This window comes from Desulfovibrio piger (assembly GCF_012843875.1).
Taxonomy (GTDB): Bacteria; Desulfobacterota; Desulfovibrionia; order Desulfovibrionales; family Desulfovibrionaceae; genus Desulfovibrio.
This window is the reverse complement of record NZ_JABAFY010000006.1, coordinates 62929-85495: the sequence shown is the minus strand read 5'-3', so window position 1 is coordinate 85495 and position 22567 is coordinate 62929. Positions and strand designations below refer to the sequence as shown.

At 63.0% G+C, this 22567-nt stretch carries 18 protein-coding genes; 15 read left to right on the top strand and 3 right to left on the bottom strand.

Annotated features, from left to right (window positions below; all coding sequences use genetic code 11):
* Nucleotides 1–26 precede the first annotated feature (26 nt).
* Nucleotides 27–2171 (bottom strand): autotransporter assembly complex protein TamA, encoded by a 2145-nt coding sequence (locus tag HF854_RS02985; RefSeq protein WP_240937640.1) that lies wholly within the window; start codon nucleotides 2169–2171, stop codon nucleotides 27–29.
* A 90-nt stretch (nucleotides 2172–2261) separates the two neighbouring features.
* On the opposite strand from HF854_RS02985, the gene HF854_RS02980 reads away from it, so the two are divergent.
* Nucleotides 2262–2609, top strand: a complete 348-nt coding sequence (locus HF854_RS02980) for a DsrE family protein (protein ID WP_168934941.1) — start codon at nucleotides 2262–2264, stop codon at nucleotides 2607–2609.
* 249 nt (nucleotides 2610–2858) lie between these two features.
* Here HF854_RS02980 and typA read toward each other — a convergent pair whose 3' ends face one another.
* Together typA and HF854_RS02970 are read right to left on the bottom strand one after the other, a co-directional pair.
* Nucleotides 2859–4688, bottom strand: a complete 1830-nt coding sequence (gene typA, locus HF854_RS02975) for a translational GTPase TypA (protein ID WP_168934940.1) — start codon at nucleotides 4686–4688, stop codon at nucleotides 2859–2861.
* 67 nt (nucleotides 4689–4755) lie between these two features.
* Nucleotides 4756–5586, bottom strand: a complete 831-nt coding sequence (locus HF854_RS02970; protein WP_168934939.1) for a purine-nucleoside phosphorylase — start codon at nucleotides 5584–5586, stop codon at nucleotides 4756–4758.
* A gap of 141 nt (nucleotides 5587–5727) precedes the next feature.
* Here HF854_RS02970 and HF854_RS02965 point away from each other — a divergent pair, with 141 nt between their 5' ends.
* The 14 genes from HF854_RS02965 to dsrP all read left to right on the top strand — a co-directional run bounded on the left by HF854_RS02965 (nucleotide 5728) and on the right by dsrP (nucleotide 22183).
* On the top strand, nucleotides 5728–7167 hold the full coding sequence (locus tag HF854_RS02965; protein ID WP_006007747.1) for a biotin carboxylase N-terminal domain-containing protein: 1440 nt from the start codon (nucleotides 5728–5730) through the stop codon (nucleotides 7165–7167).
* Nucleotides 7168–7222: 55 nt separating this feature from the next.
* Nucleotides 7223–9466, top strand: a complete 2244-nt coding sequence (locus HF854_RS02960; protein ID WP_168934938.1) for a carboxyl transferase domain-containing protein — start codon at nucleotides 7223–7225, stop codon at nucleotides 9464–9466.
* Between the two features lie 93 nt (nucleotides 9467–9559).
* Nucleotides 9560–10210, top strand: coding sequence for a biotin/lipoyl attachment domain-containing protein (locus tag HF854_RS02955; protein ID WP_168934937.1), 651 nt, complete (start codon nucleotides 9560–9562; stop codon nucleotides 10208–10210).
* A 6-nt stretch (nucleotides 10211–10216) separates the two neighbouring features.
* Nucleotides 10217–11002: a hypothetical protein gene (locus tag HF854_RS02950; RefSeq protein WP_168934936.1), complete on the top strand. Its 786-nt coding sequence runs from the start codon at nucleotides 10217–10219 to the stop codon at nucleotides 11000–11002.
* 37 nt (nucleotides 11003–11039) lie between these two features.
* Nucleotides 11040–11564, top strand: a complete 525-nt coding sequence (locus tag HF854_RS02945; protein WP_006007739.1) for a single-stranded DNA-binding protein — start codon at nucleotides 11040–11042, stop codon at nucleotides 11562–11564.
* 382 nt (nucleotides 11565–11946) lie between these two features.
* A complete protein-coding gene (locus HF854_RS02940) occupies nucleotides 11947–13308 on the top strand; it encodes a cytochrome c peroxidase (RefSeq protein WP_168934935.1) in 1362 nt (453 codons plus the stop codon).
* A 508-nt stretch (nucleotides 13309–13816) separates the two neighbouring features.
* Entirely contained in the window at nucleotides 13817–15088 is a 1272-nt protein-coding gene (gene sat / locus HF854_RS02935; RefSeq protein ID WP_168934934.1) for a sulfate adenylyltransferase, read from the top strand.
* Between the two features lie 469 nt (nucleotides 15089–15557).
* A complete protein-coding gene (locus HF854_RS02930) occupies nucleotides 15558–16535 on the top strand; it encodes a hypothetical protein (RefSeq protein WP_168934933.1) in 978 nt (325 codons plus the stop codon).
* Nucleotides 16536–16622: 87 nt separating this feature from the next.
* Entirely contained in the window at nucleotides 16623–17150 is a 528-nt protein-coding gene (locus tag HF854_RS02925) for an RsbRD N-terminal domain-containing protein (protein WP_168934932.1), read from the top strand.
* A 23-nt stretch (nucleotides 17151–17173) separates the two neighbouring features.
* Complete coding sequence (dsrM, locus tag HF854_RS02920) at nucleotides 17174–18196, top strand: sulfate reduction electron transfer complex DsrMKJOP subunit DsrM (protein WP_168934931.1); 1023 nt, start codon at nucleotides 17174–17176, stop codon at nucleotides 18194–18196.
* A 12-nt stretch (nucleotides 18197–18208) separates the two neighbouring features.
* Complete coding sequence (gene dsrK, locus HF854_RS02915; protein WP_168934930.1) at nucleotides 18209–19834, top strand: sulfate reduction electron transfer complex DsrMKJOP subunit DsrK; 1626 nt, start codon at nucleotides 18209–18211, stop codon at nucleotides 19832–19834.
* A gap of 4 nt (nucleotides 19835–19838) precedes the next feature.
* Nucleotides 19839–20222: a sulfate reduction electron transfer complex DsrMKJOP subunit DsrJ gene (gene dsrJ / locus HF854_RS02910; protein WP_006007724.1), complete on the top strand. Its 384-nt coding sequence runs from the start codon at nucleotides 19839–19841 to the stop codon at nucleotides 20220–20222.
* A complete protein-coding gene (dsrO, locus tag HF854_RS02905; RefSeq protein WP_006007722.1) occupies nucleotides 20222–21004 on the top strand; it encodes a sulfate reduction electron transfer complex DsrMKJOP subunit DsrO in 783 nt (260 codons plus the stop codon). Before dsrJ ends, dsrO begins: the two co-directional genes overlap by 1 nt.
* A 12-nt stretch (nucleotides 21005–21016) precedes the next feature.
* Nucleotides 21017–22183 carry a sulfate reduction electron transfer complex DsrMKJOP subunit DsrP gene (gene dsrP / locus HF854_RS02900; protein ID WP_006007720.1) on the top strand — a complete coding sequence of 389 codons (1167 nt, stop codon included), beginning with the start codon at nucleotides 21017–21019 and terminating at the stop codon, nucleotides 22181–22183.
* Nucleotides 22184–22567: the final 384 nt, after the last annotated feature.

Below are 22567 nucleotides of genomic sequence, written 5' to 3'. Positions count from 1 at the left end.
AGGGGGAGTTCCGGATTCGCTGGCCATCAGAAGCTCTGTCCTATGCTGATATAGAGTTGCAGGGGGGGATCACCGTCCACGGGATTGAGGGGCGTGGCCACGTCCAGACGCACCGGGCCGATGGGCGTGTAGTAGCGCAGGCCCAGGCCCGCGCCCCAGCGCATGTCGCCGAAGATCTGCGGCAGGGCGTCCTCGTAGACCATGCCGCCGTCCAGGAAGGGCACGATGCCGATCTCGTCGGTGATCTTGTAACGGGCCTCCAGATTGACGATCTGGTAGGAACGGCCGCCGCTGGGGTCGCCCTTGTCGTTGCGCGGGCCGATGGCCTGATAGGAATAGCCGCGCACCGAACCGGCACCACCGGCGTAATAGCGCAGCGTGCTGGGCAGGTTGTTCATCTCGGCCCCGGCCATGCTGCCGCCGCGCACACGGGCCGCCAGCACGAGCTTGTCGTCGATGACGCCCTTGTTCGGACCCTTGCGGAAGGGCGCGTAGTAGAACATGCCTTCCACTTCCGTGCCCAGGGCCGTGAAGAAGCCGTCGTAATAGCCGAAGATGGGTTTGGAATTGATCTCCAGCACCGAGCCGCGCTTGGGATTGATCTTGTTGTTGCGGCTGTCGCGCACGATACGCAGATGCGGGCCCACGAAACTGTAGGGCTCGTTGGTACGGTCGTTCTCGGTGAGGGTGCCGCTGTCGGAAGAGGCGCCCACCCCCACCCACCAGTAGGGGCTCAGGCGGCGCTCGATACCGGCGCCCACGCGCAGGCCGCGCCGGTCGTAAGCATCGGTGAATTCCTGCAACAGGGAGGCTTCGCCCACCAGCTTCTGGTCGCGATCCAGAAAGGCCGGTTTTTCGAAGGACGCCTTCAGCCCCTGCTTTTCGGGCGTGATGGGCAGGGAGACCACCAGCTTTTCCCCGTTGCCGAAGAAGTTGCGGTGTTCCCACTCCCCTTCCACGCCGATACCGGAATCGGTCTCATAGCGGGCAGCGGCGCTGACCGAGCGCGGCGGTCCTTCACGCACCACCAGCTGCACGGGCAGGACAACCATGCCATCCTTGCGCGGCGAGGGCACGTCCTTGATGTTGCGCTGGCGTACCATACTGAACAGGCCCAGGCCGCGGAGCTCGTCCACATAGTCCTGCACCCGGCTCTCGTTCCAGGGTTCCGTCCCGGCCTTCCAGGGGGCGCGTTCGCGGATGTAGGTCGTGCTGACGTCCTTGTTGCCCTCCACCACGATCTCGCCCAGCAGGGCCGGAGGACCGGTATCCACCACGATCTCGGCATTGAGGGTCCGGGCCGCGCGGTCGAGGAAATAGCGCTGGCTGCTCACCTGGGCCAGCGGATAGCCACGGCGGCGCAGGCGTTCGGGCAATTTTTCCACGGCTTCCAGCATCTGGTCGGCCGTGACGGGTTCACCGGGGGTGACCCCGCGCAGGGTATCGGGAAAACGCGGGGGCGGGGTCGCTTCGCGGGCCTCGTCGCCCCACAGGGCCCCCAGACCGCTGTACGGCGCCCGCCGCTTGCCGTGCTTGAGGGCCGCGGGCACCACGGGGACAGGCTCATAACGCACCGAGGCCCGGCCCAGCACATAGCGGGGGCCCGGCGTCAGATGCAGGCGCACCGTGACCGGTTTGGTCGTGCTGTCCATCTGGAAGGTCGCCGTACCGTCATAATAGCCCTGGGAATGCAGCAGCTTGACCGCCGTCTCCACATCGCCCCGGGCCCGGCGCTCCAGGGCCAGCAGGCTGTCCGGCGGGTCGGAGCGCAACTGCTCCAGCTGGCTCAGGTCGCGCATCTTGTCCGACAGGCCGCTGTTCCCCTTGGGGGCAGACGGCGCGGCTCCCGTCCCTTCACGGTGGGGGGCATCCGCCTGCGGGGCTGCCGGTCCGGCCTCGTCGCCCTCCTCCGGGCTGCCGCCTAGGGACACGCCCTCGGATTCCCCGTCAGGATCCATGGCCGCGGCGCGTTTCTCGTCCGCCGTGGCGCGGCGCTCCCCGTCCACTTCGATGGACAGCTTGTACGGGATTCGCTCGCCCTGAGCGGCGGGCATCTTGGTCCCGCCGTCATCACGTAGTTCTCCGGCGGCATCGCCGAACAACAGGCCGCAGCCCCCCAGCAAGAGGCAGGCCATGAGCAAAAAAGAAAAAAGGATATATGTTCGGCGCATAATAATCCCATAGCCGCAGAGAGACAGCTTGGCAAGACAAATCCCCTTTGTTACCATGAGCTTATTCAGTTCTTTTTTCAGGAGTCTCCCATGTCGTATGATCTCTGCCTCCATGTGGACGCCAATGATCCCGCTGTGCTGGCCTTTGCTTTCGTCAATGCCCGCAACTACATGAACGGCCTGCCCGGCAAGGAATTCGAGCTGGTGCTGGTGGCCAACGGCCCGGCCGTCAAACTGTTCGTGCCTGCCCAGGCCGAGCTGCAGAAGACCGCCGAGGAGCTCATGGCCCGCGGCCTCAAGCTGCGTCTGTGCAAGAACGCCCTGGATGCCAACAAGATGACCGCCGCCGACCTCTGGCCCGGTTGCGAAGTGGTGCCCGCCGGCCTGGTGGAGATCGTGGAGCTGCAGAACAAGGGCTTCGCCTACATCAGACCGTAATCCCGCCATTTTTCCCGCTGCCCGCAGATCTTTTCGGGCAGCGCACCTCCCCACGCTCAGAAAAATCCTGAAGAGCCTCTTCACGCTCCTGAGCATCGAACTGTTCCCGGCGTCGTTCTGATGTCCCGCTGGTCTGGTCGCCTGCCCATCATGTGCTCAGCGCCGGTAGCATCCGCCTGAAAAAGAAAAAAGGGCCGGCAGACATGCGAACATGTCCGCCGGCCCTTCCTCTATCCGGGATAAGGAGACCTAGGCCTTCTTCTTGGCCCCGGCCATCTGGTAGCGCTTCTGGGCGGAGAGTTCCACCTTGCGCAGGCGCAGGGACACGGGGGTCACTTCCACCAGTTCGTCCTCACGCACGAAGTGCAGGGCGTGTTCCAGGGTCATCTTCTTCACGGGGGTGAGGATGACGTTCTCGTCCTTGCCGGCGGCGCGCAGGTTGGTGAGCTTCTTTTCCTTGGTGGCGTTGACGTCGATGTCGTTGTCACGGTTGTGCTCGCCCACGATCATGCCCTCGTAGACCGGATCGCCGGGCTCCACGAACAGGGTGCCGCGGGGCTCCAGGTTGAACAGGGCGTAGGCCACGGCATTGCCGGGACGGTCGGCCACGATGGAACCGGAATAGCGGGTGGGGAAGTCGCCGCGCCATTCTTCGTAGCCTTCCAGATAGGAGTTCATGATGCCGGTGCCCTTGGTATCGGTGAGGAACTCGTCGCGGTAGCCGATGAGGCCGCGGGAAGGCACGGAGAACTCCAGACGCACGCGGCCGGTACCGTTGTTGGTGCAGTTGAGCATGCGGCCCTTGCGCTGGTTGATCTTGTCGGTGACCACGCCCATGAAGACCTCGTCGCAGTCCACATACAGGTGCTCGATGGGCTCCAGGGTCTTGCCGTTCTCGTCCTTCTTGAGGATGACCTCGGGACGGCCCACGGAAAGCTCGAAGCCTTCGCGGCGCATGGTCTCGATGAGGATGGCCATCTGGAACTCGCCGCGGCCCTTGACCAGGAAGGCGTCCTTGTCGGTGGTGTCTTCCACGCGCACGGCCACGTTGCGCAGGCATTCGCGGTTCAGGCGGTCGCGGATCATGCGGCTCTGCACCAGCTTGCCTTCGCGGCCGGCCAGGGGCGAGGTGTTGATGCCGAAGCGCATGGCCACGGTGGGCTCGTCCACGCGGATGCGCGGCAGGGCGCGGGGGTTCTCGCGGGTGCAGATGGTGTCGCCGATGGTCACGTCCTCGATGCCGGCCACCACCACGATGTCGCCGGGCTGGGCCTTGTCCACCTCGGCCAGCTGCAGGCCTTCATAGACCTGGATCTTGGAGGCGCGCAGGGGGCGGGCCTGACCGTCTTCACCGATGCAGGCCAGGCTCTCGTTGGCGTAGATGCTGCCGTGCATGATGCGGCCCACGGCCAGACGGCCCAGGTAATCGGAGTAGTCCAGGTCGGCCACCAGCATCTGGAAGGGCTGCTCGGGATCGTAGGAAGGACCGGGGATCTTTTCGAGGATGGTCTCGAACAGGGGGGTCAGGTCCTTCTGCTCGTCGTCGATGTTGCGCATGGCCACACCGGCGCGGCCGATGGCGTAGAGCACGGGGAATTCCAGCTGCTCGTCGCTGGCGTCCAGATCGATGAACAGGTCGTAGACCTCGTTGAGCACTTCATCGGGACGGGCGTCCTTGCGGTCGATCTTGTTGATGACCACGACCACGGGCAGACCGGCTTCCAGGGTCTTGCGCAGTACGAAACGGGTCTGGGGCAGCGGGCCTTCGGAGGCGTCCACCAGCAGGATGGCGCCGCTGGCCATGGAGAGCGAACGTTCCACTTCACCGCCAAAGTCGGCGTGACCGGGGGTGTCGATGATGTTGATCTTCACGCCGTTCCAGTGCACGGCGCAGTTCTTGGCCGCGATGGTGATGCCGCGTTCGCGTTCCAGATCCATGCTGTCCATGACGCGGTCATCGACCTGCTGGTCTGCTCGAAACACGCCGCTCTGACGGAAAAGGGCGTCCACCAGGGTCGTTTTGCCGTGGTCAACGTGGGCGATGATAGCCACGTTACGAAGTTTGTCATTCTGCTGCATAGTTCTGTCTCGCTCTGGTAAAAAAATCGCCCCGGAACGTTGCCGGGGCGCATGGTTTACGCGATTTTTACAACTTTGTCACCACCGCTTCCACAAGGCGGCCCAGGTCCTTCCCGGCCCGACCGGCCACGGCGATGACTTCTTCCAGCGGCGCGGGCCGCATGCAGTCGGGCAGGTTCTTGTTGGTGAGGCAGGAGATGCCCAGCACGCGCAGGCCCATATGGCGGGCGGCGATGACCTCCAGCACGGAGCTCATGCCCACGGCATCGGCGCCCCACTGGCGGAACATGCGGGTCTCGGCGGGGCTCTCCATCTGCGGGCCGCGCACGCCGATGTAGACGCCGCGCTCCAGCCGGATGCCCAGCTCGAGCGCGCACCGGCAGGCCAGGTCGCGCAGGCCGGCGTCGTAGATGGCGCTCATGTCGGGGAAGCGCTCGCCCCAGGCCTCATGGTTGGGCCCGCTCAGGGGAGAGACGCCGGTAAAGTTGATCTGGTCGCTGATGCACATGAGCCCGCCCGCATCGAACTGCGGGTCCAGGGCGCCCGCCGCGTTGGTAAGGATAAGCGTGTCCGCGCCCAGCCCGGCCATGACGCGCACGCCCATGCAGACCTTGTCCGGCCCGAAGCCTTCGTACAGATGGCAGCGGCCCTGCTGCACCAGCACGGTGCGGCCGCCCAGACGTCCCAGCACGAAGGCCCCGGCATGGGAGGCCACCGTGGACACCGGGAAGCCCGGCAGGTCGGCATAGGGCACGCTGACCGTGTCCTCCATGCGTTCCACGAGCCCCGAAAGACCGGTGCCCAGGATGATGGCCGCATCGGGCCGGGAGGGCAGCGCGGCCCCCAGACGCTGGCGCAGCGCCGCCACCGCAAGCTGGACTTCTTCCCAGTTTTGCATAGAATTGACCCCCTCAGATATTGAAGACCAAGCCGATATGCTGTAGTAGCTCTTGCTTTTCAGTCGCAAAAGCGAACCGCTTTATAGCGTGCTGACGCCCATTCCACAAGAGCGGCACAGCACCGCCCTCAGGAGACCGCCTTGGAGACCAGCCAGAAAGACTCTTTGCAACAACACAAGGTTCTCGTCGCCAACCGCGGCGAGATCGCCATACGCATCATGCGGGCCTGCCGCAAGCTGGGTGTGGCCTTTACCGCCATCTTTACCGCCGAAGACGCCGCTTCGGGCCATGTGCGCTACGCCCGCGAGAACGGCGGCGAACGCAGCCTGTTCCGTGTTTCTTCCTATCATGACGCCAACGAACTGATGTCCGTGGCCGACCAGGCCGGCTGCACGGCCGTGCATCCCGGTTACGGCTTCTTCGCCGAGGACTTCCGCTTTGCCCGTCGCGTGACCAAGCGCGACCGCAAGATGATCTTCATCGGCCCCTCGTGGAAGATCATCCGCGAGCTGGGCGACAAGATCAACACCAAACGTCTGGCCCGCAGCCTAGACGTGCCCACCGTTCCCGGTTCCGACCGCCCCATCTATGACGAGATGGAAGCCGAGCGCATCGCCCGCAGCGTGTTCGAGTTCCAGGTGCAGCAGGGCATCAAGCGCCCGCTGGTGCTGGTCAAGGCTTCGGCCGGCGGTGGCGGCATGGGCATCGAGGAAGTGTACGACATCGACAACTTCCGCTCCGTGTACCGCCGCATCCGCAACTACGCCCTGCGCCAGTTCAAGGACGAGGGCGTGCTCATCGAACAGCGCATCACGGACTTCAACCACCTGGAAGTCCAGATCGTGTCCGACCGCAGCGGCAAGAACCCCGTGCACTTCGGCACCCGCAACTGCTCCATCCAGTCCACCGGCCTGCAGAAGCGCGTGGAAGTGGCCCCCGGCTTCGTGCCCGCCCAGATGGACTACAGCTTCGATGCCGCCAAGGTGCTGCAGGACATCGTCCACTACTCCCTGACCATGGCCCGCAAGGTGGGCTATGACAACGTGGGCACCTGGGAATGGATCGTCACCCGCCAGGGCGAGCCCTTCCTCATGGAAGTGAACACCCGCATCCAGGTGGAGAACGGCGTCTCGGCCCGCATCTCCAGCATCCGCAACCACGAAGGCCCCGTGGACCTCATCGCCGAACAGATCCGCATCGGTCTGGGCGAGCCCCTGGGCTACACCCAGGACGACGTGACCTTCGACGGCGTGGGCATCGAATACCGCCTCATCGCCGAAGACCCCGAGCACGGCTTCACCCCCTGGGTGGGCCGTATCGAGCGCTTTGCCTGGAAGGAAGAGCCCTGGCTCACCATGCTGACCCACGTGCCCACCGACACGCCTTACGAGATCCCCACCGAATTCGACCCCAACCTGGCCCTAGCCATCATCTGGGGCAAGGATCTGGCCGAGGCCCGGGAACGCGGCGTCTCCTTCCTGGACAACCTGCACCTGGAAGGCCGGAACAACGCCGGTGAAGCGCTCAAGTCCAACGTGGACTTCCTGCGGGCCAACACCGCCCGCACCCTGCGCTTCTAGCTGACGGGCCGCCCCGGCGGTCCCCTTCCATCAACGTCAAACGGCGCAAGAGATTATGGACAACACTATCGAAAAACGCATCCAAAGCCTGAACGACAGGCTCTCGTATACGCGCGACATCTTCGCCGGCAAGCACGAGGACAGCATCCGCCTGCTGGACGAGAAGCTGACCGAGTTCACCAATCGTGTGCGCAACGGCGAGGTCGAGGATCCCCATACCGAGATCGTTTCCCTGGAAGACCTTTTCGTCTTTGTGGAAAAACGCCTGGAAAAGCTCATCACGCCCATGGACCGCGTGCGCATCGTGCGCCATCCCCAGCGCATCTGCCTGCGTGACATCCTGGAGAACGTCTACGACAACTTCACCGAAGTGGGCGGCCAGGACGAGCACAGCCTCGACCCCAGCATGCTCATCGCCCGTGCGGTCATCACCCGCCGCCGCGGCAAGAAGATGCACACCCAGTCCGTCATGGTCATCGGCCAGGAAAAGGGCCACGGCGCCGAGTTCCGCAACGGCGGCTCCGTGAAGCCCTGGGGCAATGCCAAGGCCCTGCAGTACATGCGCGTGGCCGAGACCGAAGGCATCCCCATCCACTGCTACATCTTCACGCCCGGTTCCTACCCCATCGAGGACTACCCCGGCGCGGCCCAGCAGATCGCCCGCAACATCTACACCATGGCCGGTCTGCGCGTGCCCGTCATCTCCATCATCTCCGAGGGCGGTTCCGGCGGCGCCGAGGCCATCGGCCTGGCCGACAAGCGCCTCATGCTCTCCCACGGCTACTACTCGGTCATCTCGCCCGAAGGCGGGGCCGCCATCGAAGGTCGCCTCAAGGCCGGCCAGCGCGCCGCGCCCGAGCTCATCGAGCATTGCGCCCAGAACCTGCACATCACCGCGCAGGACAACCTCTCCTTCGGCTACATCGACAGCGTGGTGCAGGAACCCGCCCTGGGCGCCCGCCCGCACCACTTCGACTTCTTCCGCTCCCTGCGGCAGGAAGTGCTGCGCGCCACCGACGAGGTGGTCATCACCAACACCAAGCCGCCCATGGTCCGCGGCCTGGCCCTGGCGCGCCTGCGCAACCCCGAAGCCAACCTGGACGAGATGTATGTGCGCTGGGGCATGTCCGGCGCGGCCAAGAACCGCATGCGCGAACGCCGCCAGCAGAAGTTCCTGCGCCTCTCCCGCGCGGCCGCCATCGACAACCGTCCCTTCCTGGCCAAGAACGCCGCCGCCCTGCGCGACTGGGTGACCAAGCCCTGGATGCACTTCAAGTACGACTTCGTGCGCCGTCACCAGCGCAAGCTGCACAACATCATGGAAGAGCTGAGCAGCGAATGGGATGTGTTCAAGGGCCGCATCTTCAGCCCCTGGAAGCGCATCGCCAGCCCGGCGGAAAAGAAGGCCACGGCCAAGGAACTGACCACCCTTTCCAACTGGGTGGACGACAACCGCGTGAGCAAGTGGAACTACCTGTCGCCGCGCTACAAGGTCGACCGTACCATCACCTGCCCCAACAGCGCCTCGTACGGCTGCCTCGACCTCTGGGGCCCCGATCTGTTCGCCGAGTTCGCGGGCGTGTGCAGCCATTGCGGCTACCACTTCCCCATGGAGCCCGAATGGTACGTGCAGAACGTCTTCGACAAGGGCTCGGTCTTTGAGTTCAACCGCGAGATCGAAGCCGGCAACCCGCTGAACTTCCCCAACTTCGAGGAACGCATCAAGGCCGCCCAGGAAAAGACCGGCTGCCGCAGCGGCTGCATGACCTTCGAGGCCCGCATCGACGGCACCAAGCTGGTGGTGGCCATGCTCATGGGCACCTTCCGCGGCGGTTCCTTCGGCGCGGCCGAAGGCTACAAGTTCGTGGAGGCCGCCGCCCGCGCCGCCAAGAAGCGCTATCCCTTCCTGGCCTATGTGCACGGCACCGCCGGCATCCGCATCCAGGAAGGCACCCACGGCGTCATCCAGATGCCCCGCTGCACCGTGGCCGTGCGCCGCTACATCGAGTCCGGCGGCCTGTACCTGGTGCTGTACGATACCAACTCCTTCGCCGGTCCCGTGGCCAGCTTCCTGGGTTGCGCTCCCTACCAGTTCGCGGTGCGCTCCTCCAACATCGGCTTTGCCGGCCCCGGCGTCATCAAGGAGACCACGGGCATGGACATCCCGCCCAAGTATCACCGCTCCTACCGGGCCCTGTCCCGCGGCCATATCCAGGGCATCTGGGACCGCCGCCAGATCCGTGCCAACCTCAAGCAGGCGCTGCTCACCATGGGCGGCCGCAACCTGTACTACCGTTAGCAAGCAGACGGCGGGGCGGACTTTCCGCCCCGCCTTTCGCCGCCCTTGACGGTGCGGCCCCACCCAAGACAAACGAAAAAGCGGGAAAACCACATGATCAACATTTCCGCATTGCTGGATGAGATAAAAGCCTCCCCCTACCGCGAGATCGTCATCTGTACGCCCCACACCGGCGTGGTAACTTTCGCCGACATCAAGGAAGGCGACGAGGTCCTCGGCCCCCAGGGCCAGTGGAAGGAAAAGCCCGGCACCCGCCTGGCCACCCTGGAACGCGAACGCAACCCCAAACCCATCTGCTCGCCTGAAAAGGGCATCATCAGCAAAATCCACAGCCAGCTCGAAGGCATGTTCGTGGAGGCCGGCACGCCCCTGATGGTCATCCGCCACATGCTCACCCGCAGCGAAGTGGAACACCAGATCCTCAAGAAGGCCCTGTACCTGTTCCGCGCGCCCGAGCGGGCCAAGTATTACTTCACCCCCGAGGTGGACAAGAAGATCCGCGCTGCGGACGCCCACTCCGTGGTGGTGCGCGACGGCATGGAGCTGCTCATCATGTCGCGCATGAAGCGTGAGGTGCCCCTGCACTACAGCGGCCCCACGGGCGTCATCTACGCCGTCTACTTCAGCTACAACGAGAACATGGATGCGGACGCCCCCCTCATCGGCGTCTGCCCCGAAGACCAGCTGCCCGTCATCCAGGACGTCATCATGCGCGTCCAGACCGAGTGGACGGAAAAGGGCTAGACCGTCATGGGCAAGGCACTGCAGATCCGCCAGAAAGCCGCCGACAGCCCCCAGGGGCTCACGGCCCGTCGCTGGCCCGCCCTGCTGGCCCTGGCCCGCAAGGCTGCCGGTCCCTATGGTGAGGACGTGGCGGCCTGGCTGGCCGTGCCCGAAGCACAGGCCGAGCCCTGCCTGCTGGAACTGGCGCAATGCCTGAGCCGCCTGACCATGCGCAACGTGGACGACCTGGCGCCCCTGACGCTGGACAGTCTGCGCCCCCTGTGCGACCTGACGCGTCACTGCGAGGACGCCCTGGGCAGCTGGCAGGCCGAAGACGCCGCCGCGGGCCTCCAGGCCCTGGCCGCCCTGCTGGACACGCTGGAGGCCACGCTCACGCAGTCCGCCATCCGGCCCCCGCTGACCACGCCCGTGGCCCGCATCGCCACCGTGGACGTCACCTGGAACTCCGGCCTGCTGGAAAAAAGCTGGCCCGGGCTCAGTCTCCTGGCGTTCGGCCATGCCGGTGTGGGCGGCGCCGGTGTCCGCGACCTGCTGGACCGTCTGGAACGGGGCATGGCCGAGGACCGCTGGCCCGAGCAGCAGGCCCCCTTCAAACAGGCTCTGGCCGATGCCCTTACGCAGCGCAGCAGCCTGGATGCGGCCCTGCGTGCCAATGCCCCCCGGGCCGCCCATCGCGCCAGCGAGGCCCTGGAAGACGCCCTGACCGAAATGGAAGACAGCCTGCTTGCCGCAGGCTCCGGCCCCAAACGCAAAAAACCGTCCTTCTTCCGGCGCCTTTTCGGCCTGCGCTGAGACGGTACAACGAACAACCGTTCGAGGAACAGAATCTATGCTGAACAAAGTCATGATCATCGGTCGCCTCGGCCGCGACCCCGAACTGCGCTACACCCAGAGCGGTTCCCCTGTGGCCACCCTCAATGTGGCCACCGACGAATCCTACATGGACCGTGACGGCAACAAGGTGGAACGTACCGAATGGCACCGTGTGTCCGTGTTCCAGCGTCAGGCCGAGAACTGCGCCAACTTCCTGACCAAGGGCAGCCTCGTCTACGTGGAAGGCAGCCTGCAGACCCGCAAGTGGCAGGACCAGAACGGCCAGGACCGCTATACCACCGAGATCAAGGCCCAGCGCGTCCAGTTCCTGGATCGCCGCAGCGATGGCCCCCGTGCCGACATGGGCGGCTATGAAGACGACTATGGTGCGCCTGCGCCCGCTCCCCGCGCTCCCCGCGGCGGCAACATGGGCGGCGGCCAGCGCCAGGCCCCGCGCCGTCCCGCGCCCCAGCAGCGCGACGACGATCTGGGTCCCGCCTTCCCCTCCGAAGCTTCCAACATGGACGAAGTGCCCTTCTAGGCACGGATGCCGCATCTGGAGCATATGGCAGGGCGTTCCTCACGGGGAGCGCCCTGCTTTTTTTGTGTCCGGCGACCGCCAGGCCCGGACAGCCCCTGTTCCCCCCTTTTTTTGCCGGGATCCCCTGCAGGCGGCCTTTCCGGAGCACGCGGGACAGGCGGGGCAGACGGCCATGGCAAAATATTAGTTATCTAATTGGAATAATTATCCATCAGCACGAACAGTCAAAAATCTTTCATAAAAAATATGCAGAAAATAATAACTTATCCATCTAATAGTAAAAATTCCTGTTGACTTCCGGCAATACTTGTGAAAAAAAGCTCCTGCTGCCACCGGCAAAACCCGTGATGCCGACCCGGCATCGCCCCCCAAGGAGGACGATATGAAGGAAAAACTGCTGGCTTCCACGGCCCTCGTGCTGCTGGCCTGTACCCCTGCCATGGCGCAGGGGCTGGACGATGTGAAGCACAAGTTCGCCAGTGTCTCTGGCATCGTGCAGGACAAGTGCATGGCCTGTCACTCCCGCGGCTATGACCTGCCGTTCTATGCCAAGGTCCCCGGCATCAGCGCCATCATCGAAAAAGACTACAGGGACGGCATCCGCGCCATGGATCTCAACCAGGAGCTGGTGCAGCGCAAGGATCGCCCCGTGGGCGAGACCGTGCTGGCCAAGATGGAATGGGTCATCCTCAATGACACCATGCCGCCCGCCAAGTTCGCCGTGGTGCACTGGGGCAGCCGCCTGTCCGACCAGGACAAGAAGGACATCCTGACCTGGGTGGCCCAGACCCGCAAGGCCCACTACGCCACGGACGCCGCTCCCGAGCATGCCAACGAGCCCATCCAGCCCATCCCCCACCGTCTGCCCATGGACGAGGCCAAGGTGGCCCTGGGCAAGACCCTGTTCAACGATGCCCGCCTCTCCGCCGACAGCACCGTGGCCTGCGCCACCTGCCATGCCATGGACAAGGCCGGCACGGACAACGCCCGCTTCTCCGAAGGCATCCGCAAGCAGCTGGGCGATGTGAACGCCCCCACCACCTTCAATGCCGTGTTCAACTTCGTGCAGTTCTGGGACGGCCGCGCTGCCGACCTGCAGGAACAGGCCGGTGGCCCGCCGCTGAACCCCATCGAGATGGGCAGCAAGGACTGGGACGAGATCGTGGCCCGTCTGGCCGCCGATGCCGAACTGACCGCCAAGTTCCGCGCCGTCTATCCTGACGGCTGGTCCGGCAAGAACATCACGAACGCCATCGCCGAATACGAAAAGACCCTCATCTCGCCCGACAGCCGCTTCGACCGCTGGCTGCGCGGCGACAAGAGCGCCCTGACCGCCGCCGAAGTGGAAGGCTACGAGCGCTTCAAGGCCTACCGCTGCGCCTCCTGCCACGTGGGCAAGAGCATGGGCGGCCAGTCCTACGAATATCTGGACCTCAAGAAGGACTACTTCGCCGACCGCGGCGGCAAGCCCCTGGGTTCCGACAAGGGCCGCTTCAACGCCAGCGGCAAGGAAGAGGACATGCACCGCTTCAAGGTGCCCAACCTGCGCAACGTGGAGCTGACCCATCCCTATCTGCACGACGGCACCGTGACCACTCTGGACGAAGCCGTGCGCATCATGGGCATCTACTGCTCCGGCCTGGACGTGCCCCAGAAGGACCGCGCCCTCATCGTGGGCTTCCTGCGCACCCTGACCGGCCAGCATGAAGGCCGTCCCGTGCAGGGCGAGGCCGTGGCCCGCTAAACTGACCTGACCGGATACGACCCGCAGCATCCCCGGCCCGGCACCTTGTGGTGCCGGGCCTTTTTTGCGTCCGGCGGGGCGGGACGGCGCCCGCCCCGTGTGCGGGCGCACGAGGCAGCAAGAATTTGTCCTTGTTTTCCGCACGGCTGGGAAAAGGATACAGCAGCAGGCCCGCAGGCCCCCTTTTCATGCTTTGGCGGCCATGCTATGTTCCTCCCAAACTCCGGCAGGAGCCCCGGCCATGATCGTGCCGGGATCTGCCAGCCGGGACGGTATGGGGCCCGAGTGCGCGTCAATTTTCACAATAAAATTTTTCTCGCACTCTTTGTGTTGTAAATCAATGTGATAGCCGTTTTCCGCTACGTCTTTTTCGTGTCGTTTCCGTGAAAAATTCGGAAAGGTGGTTGACTTTTTGTTAGATTATTCACAAGATGTAACTCACAAAGAGACGTTACGGATGCGCCACTTGCGCAACGGTATAGCAACAAATCAAATGGAGGATTTCTCAATGTCCAAACTGGTACCCCCTCATGGCGGCAAGGGCCTGGTGTGTTGTCTTCTGGAAGGCGCGGCGTTGGAAGAAGAACTGAAAAAGGCTGCCGGCCTGAAGCAGATTGAGATCTCCTCTCGCGCCAAGGGCGACCTGATCATGATGGGCATCGGTGGCTTCTCTCCCCTGAACGGCTTCATGAACAAGGCCGACTGGAAGAGCGTGTGCGAAAAGATGCTGCTGTCCGACGGTACCTTCTGGCCCGTGCCGGTGACCCTGGACGTGTCCGCTGACGACGCCAAGGCCCTGAAGGTCGGCGAAGAAGTCGCCCTGGTCCGCAAGGGTCAGGTGATGGCCACCATGAAGGTGGAAGACATCTACGAAATGACCGAAGCCGACAAGAAGTGGGAATGCGAACTGGTGTTCAAGGGCTGCGGTCCTGACTCCGAAAAGTTCTGGGAAGTGGCCCCCAATGACCATCCCGGCGTGAAGATGGTCCTGGGCCAGAAAGAATACAACATCGGCGGCCCCGTGAAAGTCCTGTCCCAGGGCGAATTCCCCGAAAAGTTCCCCGGCGTGTACATGACCCCCGCTCAGCTGCGTGCCAAGATGGACGAACGCGGCTGGAAGAACGTGGCCGCCCTGCAGCTGCGTAACCCCATGCACCGCTCTCACGAATACCTGGCCAAGCTGGGCGTGGAAGTGTGCGACGGCGTTGTGATCCACTCCCTGGTGGGCGCCCTGAAACCCGGTGACATCCCGGCCGAAGTCCGCGTGAAATGCATCGACACCCTGGTGCAGAAGTACTTCGTGCCCGAGCATGTGATCCAGGCCGGCTATCCTCTGGACATGCGTTACGCCGGTCCTCGTGAAGCCCTGCTGCACGCCACCTTCCGCCAGAACTACGGTATCAACCGTCAGCTGGTGGGCCGCGACCACGCCGGTGTGGGCGACTTCTACGGCATGTTCGAAGCCCAGGAAATCTTCGACAAGATCCCCACTCCCGCCGAAGAAGGCAAGCGCCTGCTCTGCGAACCCATGAAGATCGACTGGACCTTCTACTGCAAGAAGTGCGACGGCATGGCCTCCATGCGTACCTGCCCCCACAGCAAGGAAGACCGCGTCATCCTGTCCGGTACCAAGCTGCGTAAGATGCTGTCCGAAGGCGCTGAAGTGCCGGATCATTTCGGTCGTGAAGAAGTGCTCGCCATCCTGCGCGAATACTACTCCGGCCTGACCGAAAAGGTCGAAATCAAGATGCAGCGCGCTGCTTCCGGTTCCACCATGTAAGCATCGCCGGGTTTTCCCAGCGAAATCCTGATAGCGGGCGCCCCTTCGGGGGCGCCCCTTTTTTTGCCCTGCCTGCCCGCCTTTTCGTATTTCCGGCATCGTGCACGGAATCACAATGTTCCCTCATGCAACGGCCGTTCTTTATCAGGCAAGACTTGCGAGGAAGGCCGCCCGCACCATGATGCAGTTCTTTTTTTAGGAAAGCGTCATGACTGCAACTTGGCTCTCTTGCTCAGCAATGGAAAAAAATTTTTCTTTTTTCCTCTTTTCCTTACATAAGGATATCCTTGTCAGCTCTGTTTGTTTCCGAAACAAGACAGCCATTTTTTCCCTTTGCCCAGATCATGGCCATATTACACAACGCAACTCCCGGCAGGCATGACAAGATGCCTTTACCTGTCCGGGATTATGGAGTATACAGGGTGTGCGTCTGCATCTGCCGGACGTAGTTCCTTTACCAAGGAGAGCCATGAAACAGGACTACGGCATCTCCGGCGGCGCACTGGCGGCCGCCCTTCTGGGTATGCTCTTCTGCATCTGGACGGCATTGGGCAACGAAGTGGCCTTTTGCGTCACTGCGGGCTGCTCTCTGTACCAGGACCTTGTCATCGGCGGTCTCTCCATGTGGTGGATCGGCACGGCCGCTTTTGGCGTGCTGGCCTGCCTTGCGCTGCTGGGCGCTGTCCCGGCGGGGCACTTCCTGGCGGGACTGACCCTGCTGGGCGATATTTGTCTGCTGCTGCTCATGGCGCTGACCTCCCCCTGTGTCAGCTGCCTGGTAGTGGCCTGTTTTTTTGCCCTGACCTACTGGCTCTTCCGCCGTGCGCTGCACCGGGACGACAGACGCCCGCAGGAACGTTCGCTCCTGCTTTGCGCCTGGCTGGTGCTGTTCGTGGTCAATGCGGGCCAGGTAGTGCGCATGCAGGGCGAGGTCTGGAGCATCAGCGAGAACTCCGACCAGGCCACGGTGCGCATGTTCTTCTCGCCGTCCTGCTCGGCCTGCCGCGAAGGCATCGGCATCCTGTCGGGCAGCGTGGACGTTGCTTTCTGTCCGGTGGCGGAGAACGATGCCGATGTGGCCCGCGTGGAGCGCATGCTGCTCCTGCTGGAAGAAGGCAAGACCCTCAAGGAAGCCGTGGCCGCCTGCCAGAATGTGGAGGAGCCGGGCCCCTGGGCGTTCCTGCATCCGGGGCAGTGGGGCCTGCGCCTGCGCCTGCAGCGCAACCGGGCCCATATTTTCAATGCCGGTTCCCGTACGGTACCGTTTTTCGAGTATCACGGCCTGCCGGCCATGCTCAAAAAACAGGCCCAGCCTCCGGCCCCTGCCCGTGCACAGGAGCCGGTCATCGAATTTTCACCGGCCGGTGGCCAGACGTTCCCGGACGCCGTCCTGCCCCTAGAACCCCAGGTGGCCGGACAGTGCGGCGGCCCTGCGCCCTGCCCGTAGCCGCCGTCGCCGGACGATGAAAAACTTGACGAGAAAAGCCGGGCACTTTATAGGAATGCCCGTTTACCCTTTTGCCAAAGTACTGCCATGAACGTACAAAAAATTTTCCGTGAGCAGCGCGCTGTCATCGTCGAGGGGTGGATCAATGCGGTCTATTCGACCTATCCCCTTCAAACGACTGGCTTTTTGCGCACAAAGAACGATCCTTTCACCAATCCGGTGGGGGATATGACCAAGGAAGCCGCCGGCCTCATCTACGACGTGATCGCCGGCGAACATGTGACGCCGCAAAAGATCAAGCACGCCCTGGACCGCTTCGTGCGGCTGCGTGCCGTGCAGCAGTATACGCCCAGTCAGGGCCTGGGGGTCTTCTTCCTCATGAAGCCCCTGCTGCGCGAACACATCCTTCCCCTGTGCCGGGAGAAGGAAGATCTGGCGGAGTATCTGGACGCGGAATCTCGGCTGGACAGCGTCACGCTGCTGGCCTTCGATTTGTATTCGGCCGCGCGCGAGACCCTGGCGGAAACGCGCATCGCCGAAATACGCAATCAGCATGCCCAGCTGGTGCGCTGGGCGCAATCGGTGGATGGCAGCCCGGTTTCGGGCAAAAGCTAACACTCTTCGAAGCGAGGTAGGGAATGTTCGCATCATTGCTGGTGGTGGCGCTCATCGGGGCCATTGCCTGGGCAGGTTCGGCCATTGGTCTGTCGTACCTGTTCGGCGTGGTTTTGCCCTATGTGGCGGTAGTCACCTTCTTCCTGGGCGTCATCTGGCGCATGGTTTACTGGGCCAAATCGCCCGTGCCTTTCAGCATCCCCACGACCGGGGGTCAGGAAAAGTCGCTGGACTTCATCAAACATGAAAAGTGGGACTGCCCCAACACCAAGTTCGGTGTGGTCGTCCGCATGTTCCTGGAAGTCTGCTTCTTCCGTTCGCTGTTCCGCAACACCGCGGCCGACGTGCGTGAATTCGACCCTGTGACCAAGGGCCCCCGCACCATCTACTACTCCTCCAAGTGGTTGTGGTTCTTCGCCCTGCTGTTCCATTACTGCTTCCTGCTGGTCTTCATCCGCCACTTCCGTTTCTTCATGGATCCGGTGCCCGGCTGGCTGACCTTCATGGAAAGCATCGACGGCATCATGCAGATCGGCGCCCCCCGCTTCTTCTGGACCGGTGGCCTGCTGCTGGTGGCCGTGCTCTTCCTGCTGGCCCGTCGTCTGTTCAACCAGCGTCTGCGTTACATCTCCCTGATGAACGACTACTTCCCCCTGTTCCTCATCCTGGGCGTCGTTCTGAGCGGTATCTGCATGCGCTACTTCGATAAGACCGACATCGCCCAGGTCAAGGTCTTCATCATGGGTCTGGTGCACTTCTCGCCCGTGGCCCCCGACGGCATCAGCCCGCTCTTCTTCATGCATCTGGCCTTTGTCAGCGTGCTGCTGCTGTACTTCCCCTTCTCCAAGCTCATGCACATGCCTGGCGTGTTCTTCAGCCCCACGCGCAACCTTCCCACCAACACCCGCGAAGTGCGCCACGTGAACCCCTGGAACCCGCCCAAGCAGTACTTCACCTATGCCGAATATGAGGACGTTTACCGCGATGCCATGGCCGAAGCCGGCCTGCCGCTGGAAAAGCAGCCCTCTTCCAAGGCCGCCGAGTAAGGAGCTGACATCATGGCTAAATTACCTACGCCACAAGAACTCATCGCCAGCCGTCCCGAGTTTCCCTCGGACCCCTGGCTGGACATCAAGCCCCAGTTTGCGCCGGGCAGCTTCTGCTATCCGGCCAAGAAGGAAACCATGGAGCTGCTGCACATGCCCAATCCCCACGATTGGGATCCGGCGGCCGAAGACTGGAACCTGCCCGAAAACTGGGAACAGATCCTCTGTGACGCCTTCGAGGAACGCCTGCAGAAGCACCGCTCCCTCAAGCTGTTCATGGACATCTGTGTGCGCTGCGGCGCCTGCGCCGACAAGTGCCACTTCTTCCTGGGCACCAACGACCCCAAGAACATGCCCGTGCTGCGTGCCGAGCTGCTGCGCTCCCTGTACCGCCGCGACTACACCAAGCTGGGCAAGATCCTCGGCAAGCGCGCCGGCGCCCGCAGCTGGGACAAGGAAGTGGTGAAGGAACTCTTCTACTACGCCTACCAGTGCACCGAATGCCGCCGCTGCTCCCTGTTCTGCCCCTACGGCATCGACACCGCCGAGATCACGGCCATCGTGCGTGAACTGCTGCACGAAGTGGGCCTGGGCATCCACTGGATCATGGACCCGGTGAAAAACTGCTCCTTCACGGGCAACCACCTGGGCATCCAGCCCCACTCCTTCGTGGAAATCGTGGAAATGCTGGCCGATGACTGCGAAACCATCACCGGCATCCGTCCCAAGACCCCCTTCAACGAAAAGGGCCACGAGATCCTGTTCATCACGCCTTCCGGCGACGTGTTCGCGGACCCCGGCATCTACACCTTCATGGGCTACCTGATGCTGTTCCACGAACTGGATCTGGACTACACCTTCTCCACCTATGCCTCTGAAGGCGGCAACTTCGGTTCCTTCACCACCTTCAACATGGCCAAGAAGCTCAACGCCAAGATGTACGCCGAAGCCGAACGTCTGGGCGCCAAGTGGATCCTGGGTGGCGAATGCGGCCACATGTGGCGCGTCATCAACCAGTACATGGCCACCTACAACGGCCCGGCCCCGTCCTGCATGATGGATGTGCCCACCTCCCCCATCACCGGCACCAAGTTCACCAACGCGGCTGCCACCAAGATGGTGCACATCACCGAGTTCACGGCCGACCTGATCAAGCACAACAAGCTGAACCTGGATCCCAGCCGTAACGACCATATCATCACCACCTTCCACGACTCCTGTAACCCCGCTCGCGGTATGGGTCTGCTGGAAGAACCCCGTTACGTGCTCAAGGCCGTGTGCAACAACTTCGTGGAAATGCCCGAGAACACCATCCGTGAGCAGACCTTCTGCTGCGGTGCCGGTTCCGGTCTGAACACCGAAGAAATCATGGAACTGCGCATGCGTTCCGGTATGCCTCGTGGCAACGCCCTTCGCTATGTGCAGGAAAAGTACGGCGTCAACCACATGGCCTGCGTCTGCGCCATCGACCGCGCCACCCTGCCGCCCCTGGCCGACTACTGGGCCCCCGGCGTGACCGTGAGCGGCGTGCACGAACTGGTGGCCAATGCCCTGGTCATGAAGGGCGAATGCAAGCGCACCATGGACCTGCGTCAGGAAGACCTGCCCAATGTGACCGCCGAGGCCGAGGAGGAATAACAACATGTACAACGCCAAAGCTGTCATTCTCGGGATCCTCGTTTTCGCGGTCCTGTTCTCCACCCCCTTCTGGGCCAACTTCGGCGGTACCAAGGACTACAAGCGTCCTGCCATCGTCCTGCCCCAGAATGAAAAGGAATGCGTGGAACCCGTCGAGTTCATGCGCGCCGAGCACATGTACCTGCTCAACGAATGGCGCGATCAGGCCCTGCGCTATGAGAACCGCACCTATGTGTCGTCCACCGGCAAAAAGTGGACCATCAGCCTGCAGAACACCTGCCTGAAGTGCCACAGCAACTACGAAGAGTTCTGCGACAAGTGCCACGTGTCCAACAGCGTCGATCCTTACTGCTGGACCTGCCACATTCTTCCCAAGGGGAACAAGTAATGAACAAAAGCAGAAGATCCTTTCTGAAGGTGGCGGGCCTCTCGGTCTTTGCCCTGAGCAGCGGCCTGGCCACCATGGCCGGCTCTGCCCAGGCCGGTGCGCGCATCGGCTCCTATGAACCCAACGCCAAGGCCCTGAAGGCCAAGCGCTGGGCCATGGTCATCGACACCCGCGCCTTCAAGAACGCCAAGGAATACGCTCCCATCATCGAAGCCTGCCACAAGGCCCACAACGTGCCCACCATGGAAGGCCATCAGGACATCAAGTGGATGTGGCTCGAAAAGTTCGACCACGCCTTCCCCGACGACCTGAACGAACACCTGACCTCCCGTGTGAAGGATGCCAGCTATCCCCTGCTGTGCAACCACTGCACCAACCCGCCGTGCGTGCGCGTGTGCCCCACCCAGGCCACCTATCAGATGGAAGACGGCATCATCGCCATGGACTACCATCGCTGCATCGGCTGCCGTTTCTGCATGGCCGGCTGTCCCTTCGGCGCCCGCTCCTTCAACTTTGTGGATCCCCGCAAGTACCTGAGCGATCCCGTGCCGAACCCCGCCTACCCCACCCGCATGATCGGTGTGGTGGAAAAATGCACCTTCTGCGCCGAGCGCCTGGCCGTGGGCCAGATGCCCGCCTGCGTGGAAGCTGCCGGCGGCCGCATCCTCTTCGGCGATCTCAACGATCCCAAGTCCGATGTGTGCAAGGCCCTCGCCTCCAACTACAGCATTCGCCGCAAGCCCAATCTGGGCACCCAGCCCGGCGTTTACTACCTCATCTAGGGAGAACAGGCCATGCTTGAAAAATTGCTTACCGGTCCCAAGACCTACTACCTGTGGCTGCTCTTCCTGCTCGCAGTCATCGCCGGTTGCGGCCTGGTCTACCTGCAGCAGCTGCAGGAAGGCCTCTCCATCACCGGCATGAGCCGCGATGTCTCGTGGGGCCTCTACATCTCGCAGTTCACCTATCTTGTGGGTGTGGCCGCTTCCGCCGTCATGCTGGTGCTGCCCGCCTACTTCCACCACTACAAGAAGTTCAAGCGCATGATCATCTTCGGTGAATTCATGGCCATCTCGGCCGTGGTCATGTGCGCCCTCTTCATCGTGGTGGACCTGGGCCAGCCCCAGCGCATGATGAACGTGCTGCTGCATCCCACGCCCAATTCGGTCATGTTCTATGACATGATCGTGCTCATCGGCTACCTGACCCTCAACGCCGTCATCGGCTGGGTCACCCTGGAAGCCGAGCGCCATGACGTGGAACCGCCCAAGTGGATCAAGCCCCTGATCTACCTCTCGATCCTGTGGGCCTTCTCCATCCACACCGTGACCGCCTTCCTGTACGCCGGCATCCCCGGCCGCCATTACTGGCTGACCGCCATCATGGCCGCCCGCTTCCTGTCCTCGGCGTTCTGCTCCGGTCCCGCCATCCTGCTGCTGCTGATCTTCATCGTGCGCCGCCTCACCGGCTTCGATCCCGGCCGCGACGCCATCAAGACCCTGACGACCATCATCACCTATGCCATGTGCATCAACGTGTTCTTCTACCTGTTGGAAGTCTTCACCGCGTTCTACAGTGGCATCCCCGGTCATCAGCATCCTCTGGTCTTCCTGTTCGCTGGTCATGAAGGCCACGTTTCCTGGGTGACCAACTGGATGTGGGCCGCTGTGGTCATGGCCGCCGCTTCCCTGATCATCCTGATCCCGCCGCAGTGGCGTACCGGCCCCCTGCTGCCCCTGGCTCTGGTGCTGCTGGTTGCCGCTTCCTGGATCGACAAGGGCCTCGGCCTGCTCATCGGTGGTTTCACTCCCAACATGTTTGAGACCGTCACCGAATACGCCCCCACCGGCCGTGAGATCATCGTGGCCCTGGGCGTGTACGCCGTGGGCGCCCTGGTGCTCTCCCTGCTCTGGAAGATCGCCCTGGGCGTGAAGCGCGAAACCGGTCACTTCAGCGACTAGTTTCACGATCCCGCACTCCAAAGGCCCCGTGCTCGCACGGGGCCTTTTTTGTTGCCCGGGGCCTCCGCATGAGCGAGTCCGCCCCCCTTACCTGAAAGGACAGCACGGCACCCCGCCGGACGGCGGCATGCCTCTCACGGGTCTGCCCCTCCCCTGAACGCACGGCCTGATGCCGGGACTCATGCCTTCTCCCCGGCAGCTTGTGCGGGCATCCGGGCAAGGCTCTCCCCGCAGGCCAGGGCATCGTTTCCAGCCCCTTTTGCCACCGGGAGACATCGTGCCCGGAGCGCACTGTTGCTTGACTTTGCCCCCATTGCCGCCGATACTGAAATCAGCGGCCTGCAATGCGGTCAGGCCTTCACAACGCATGTATGCCGGGGATTT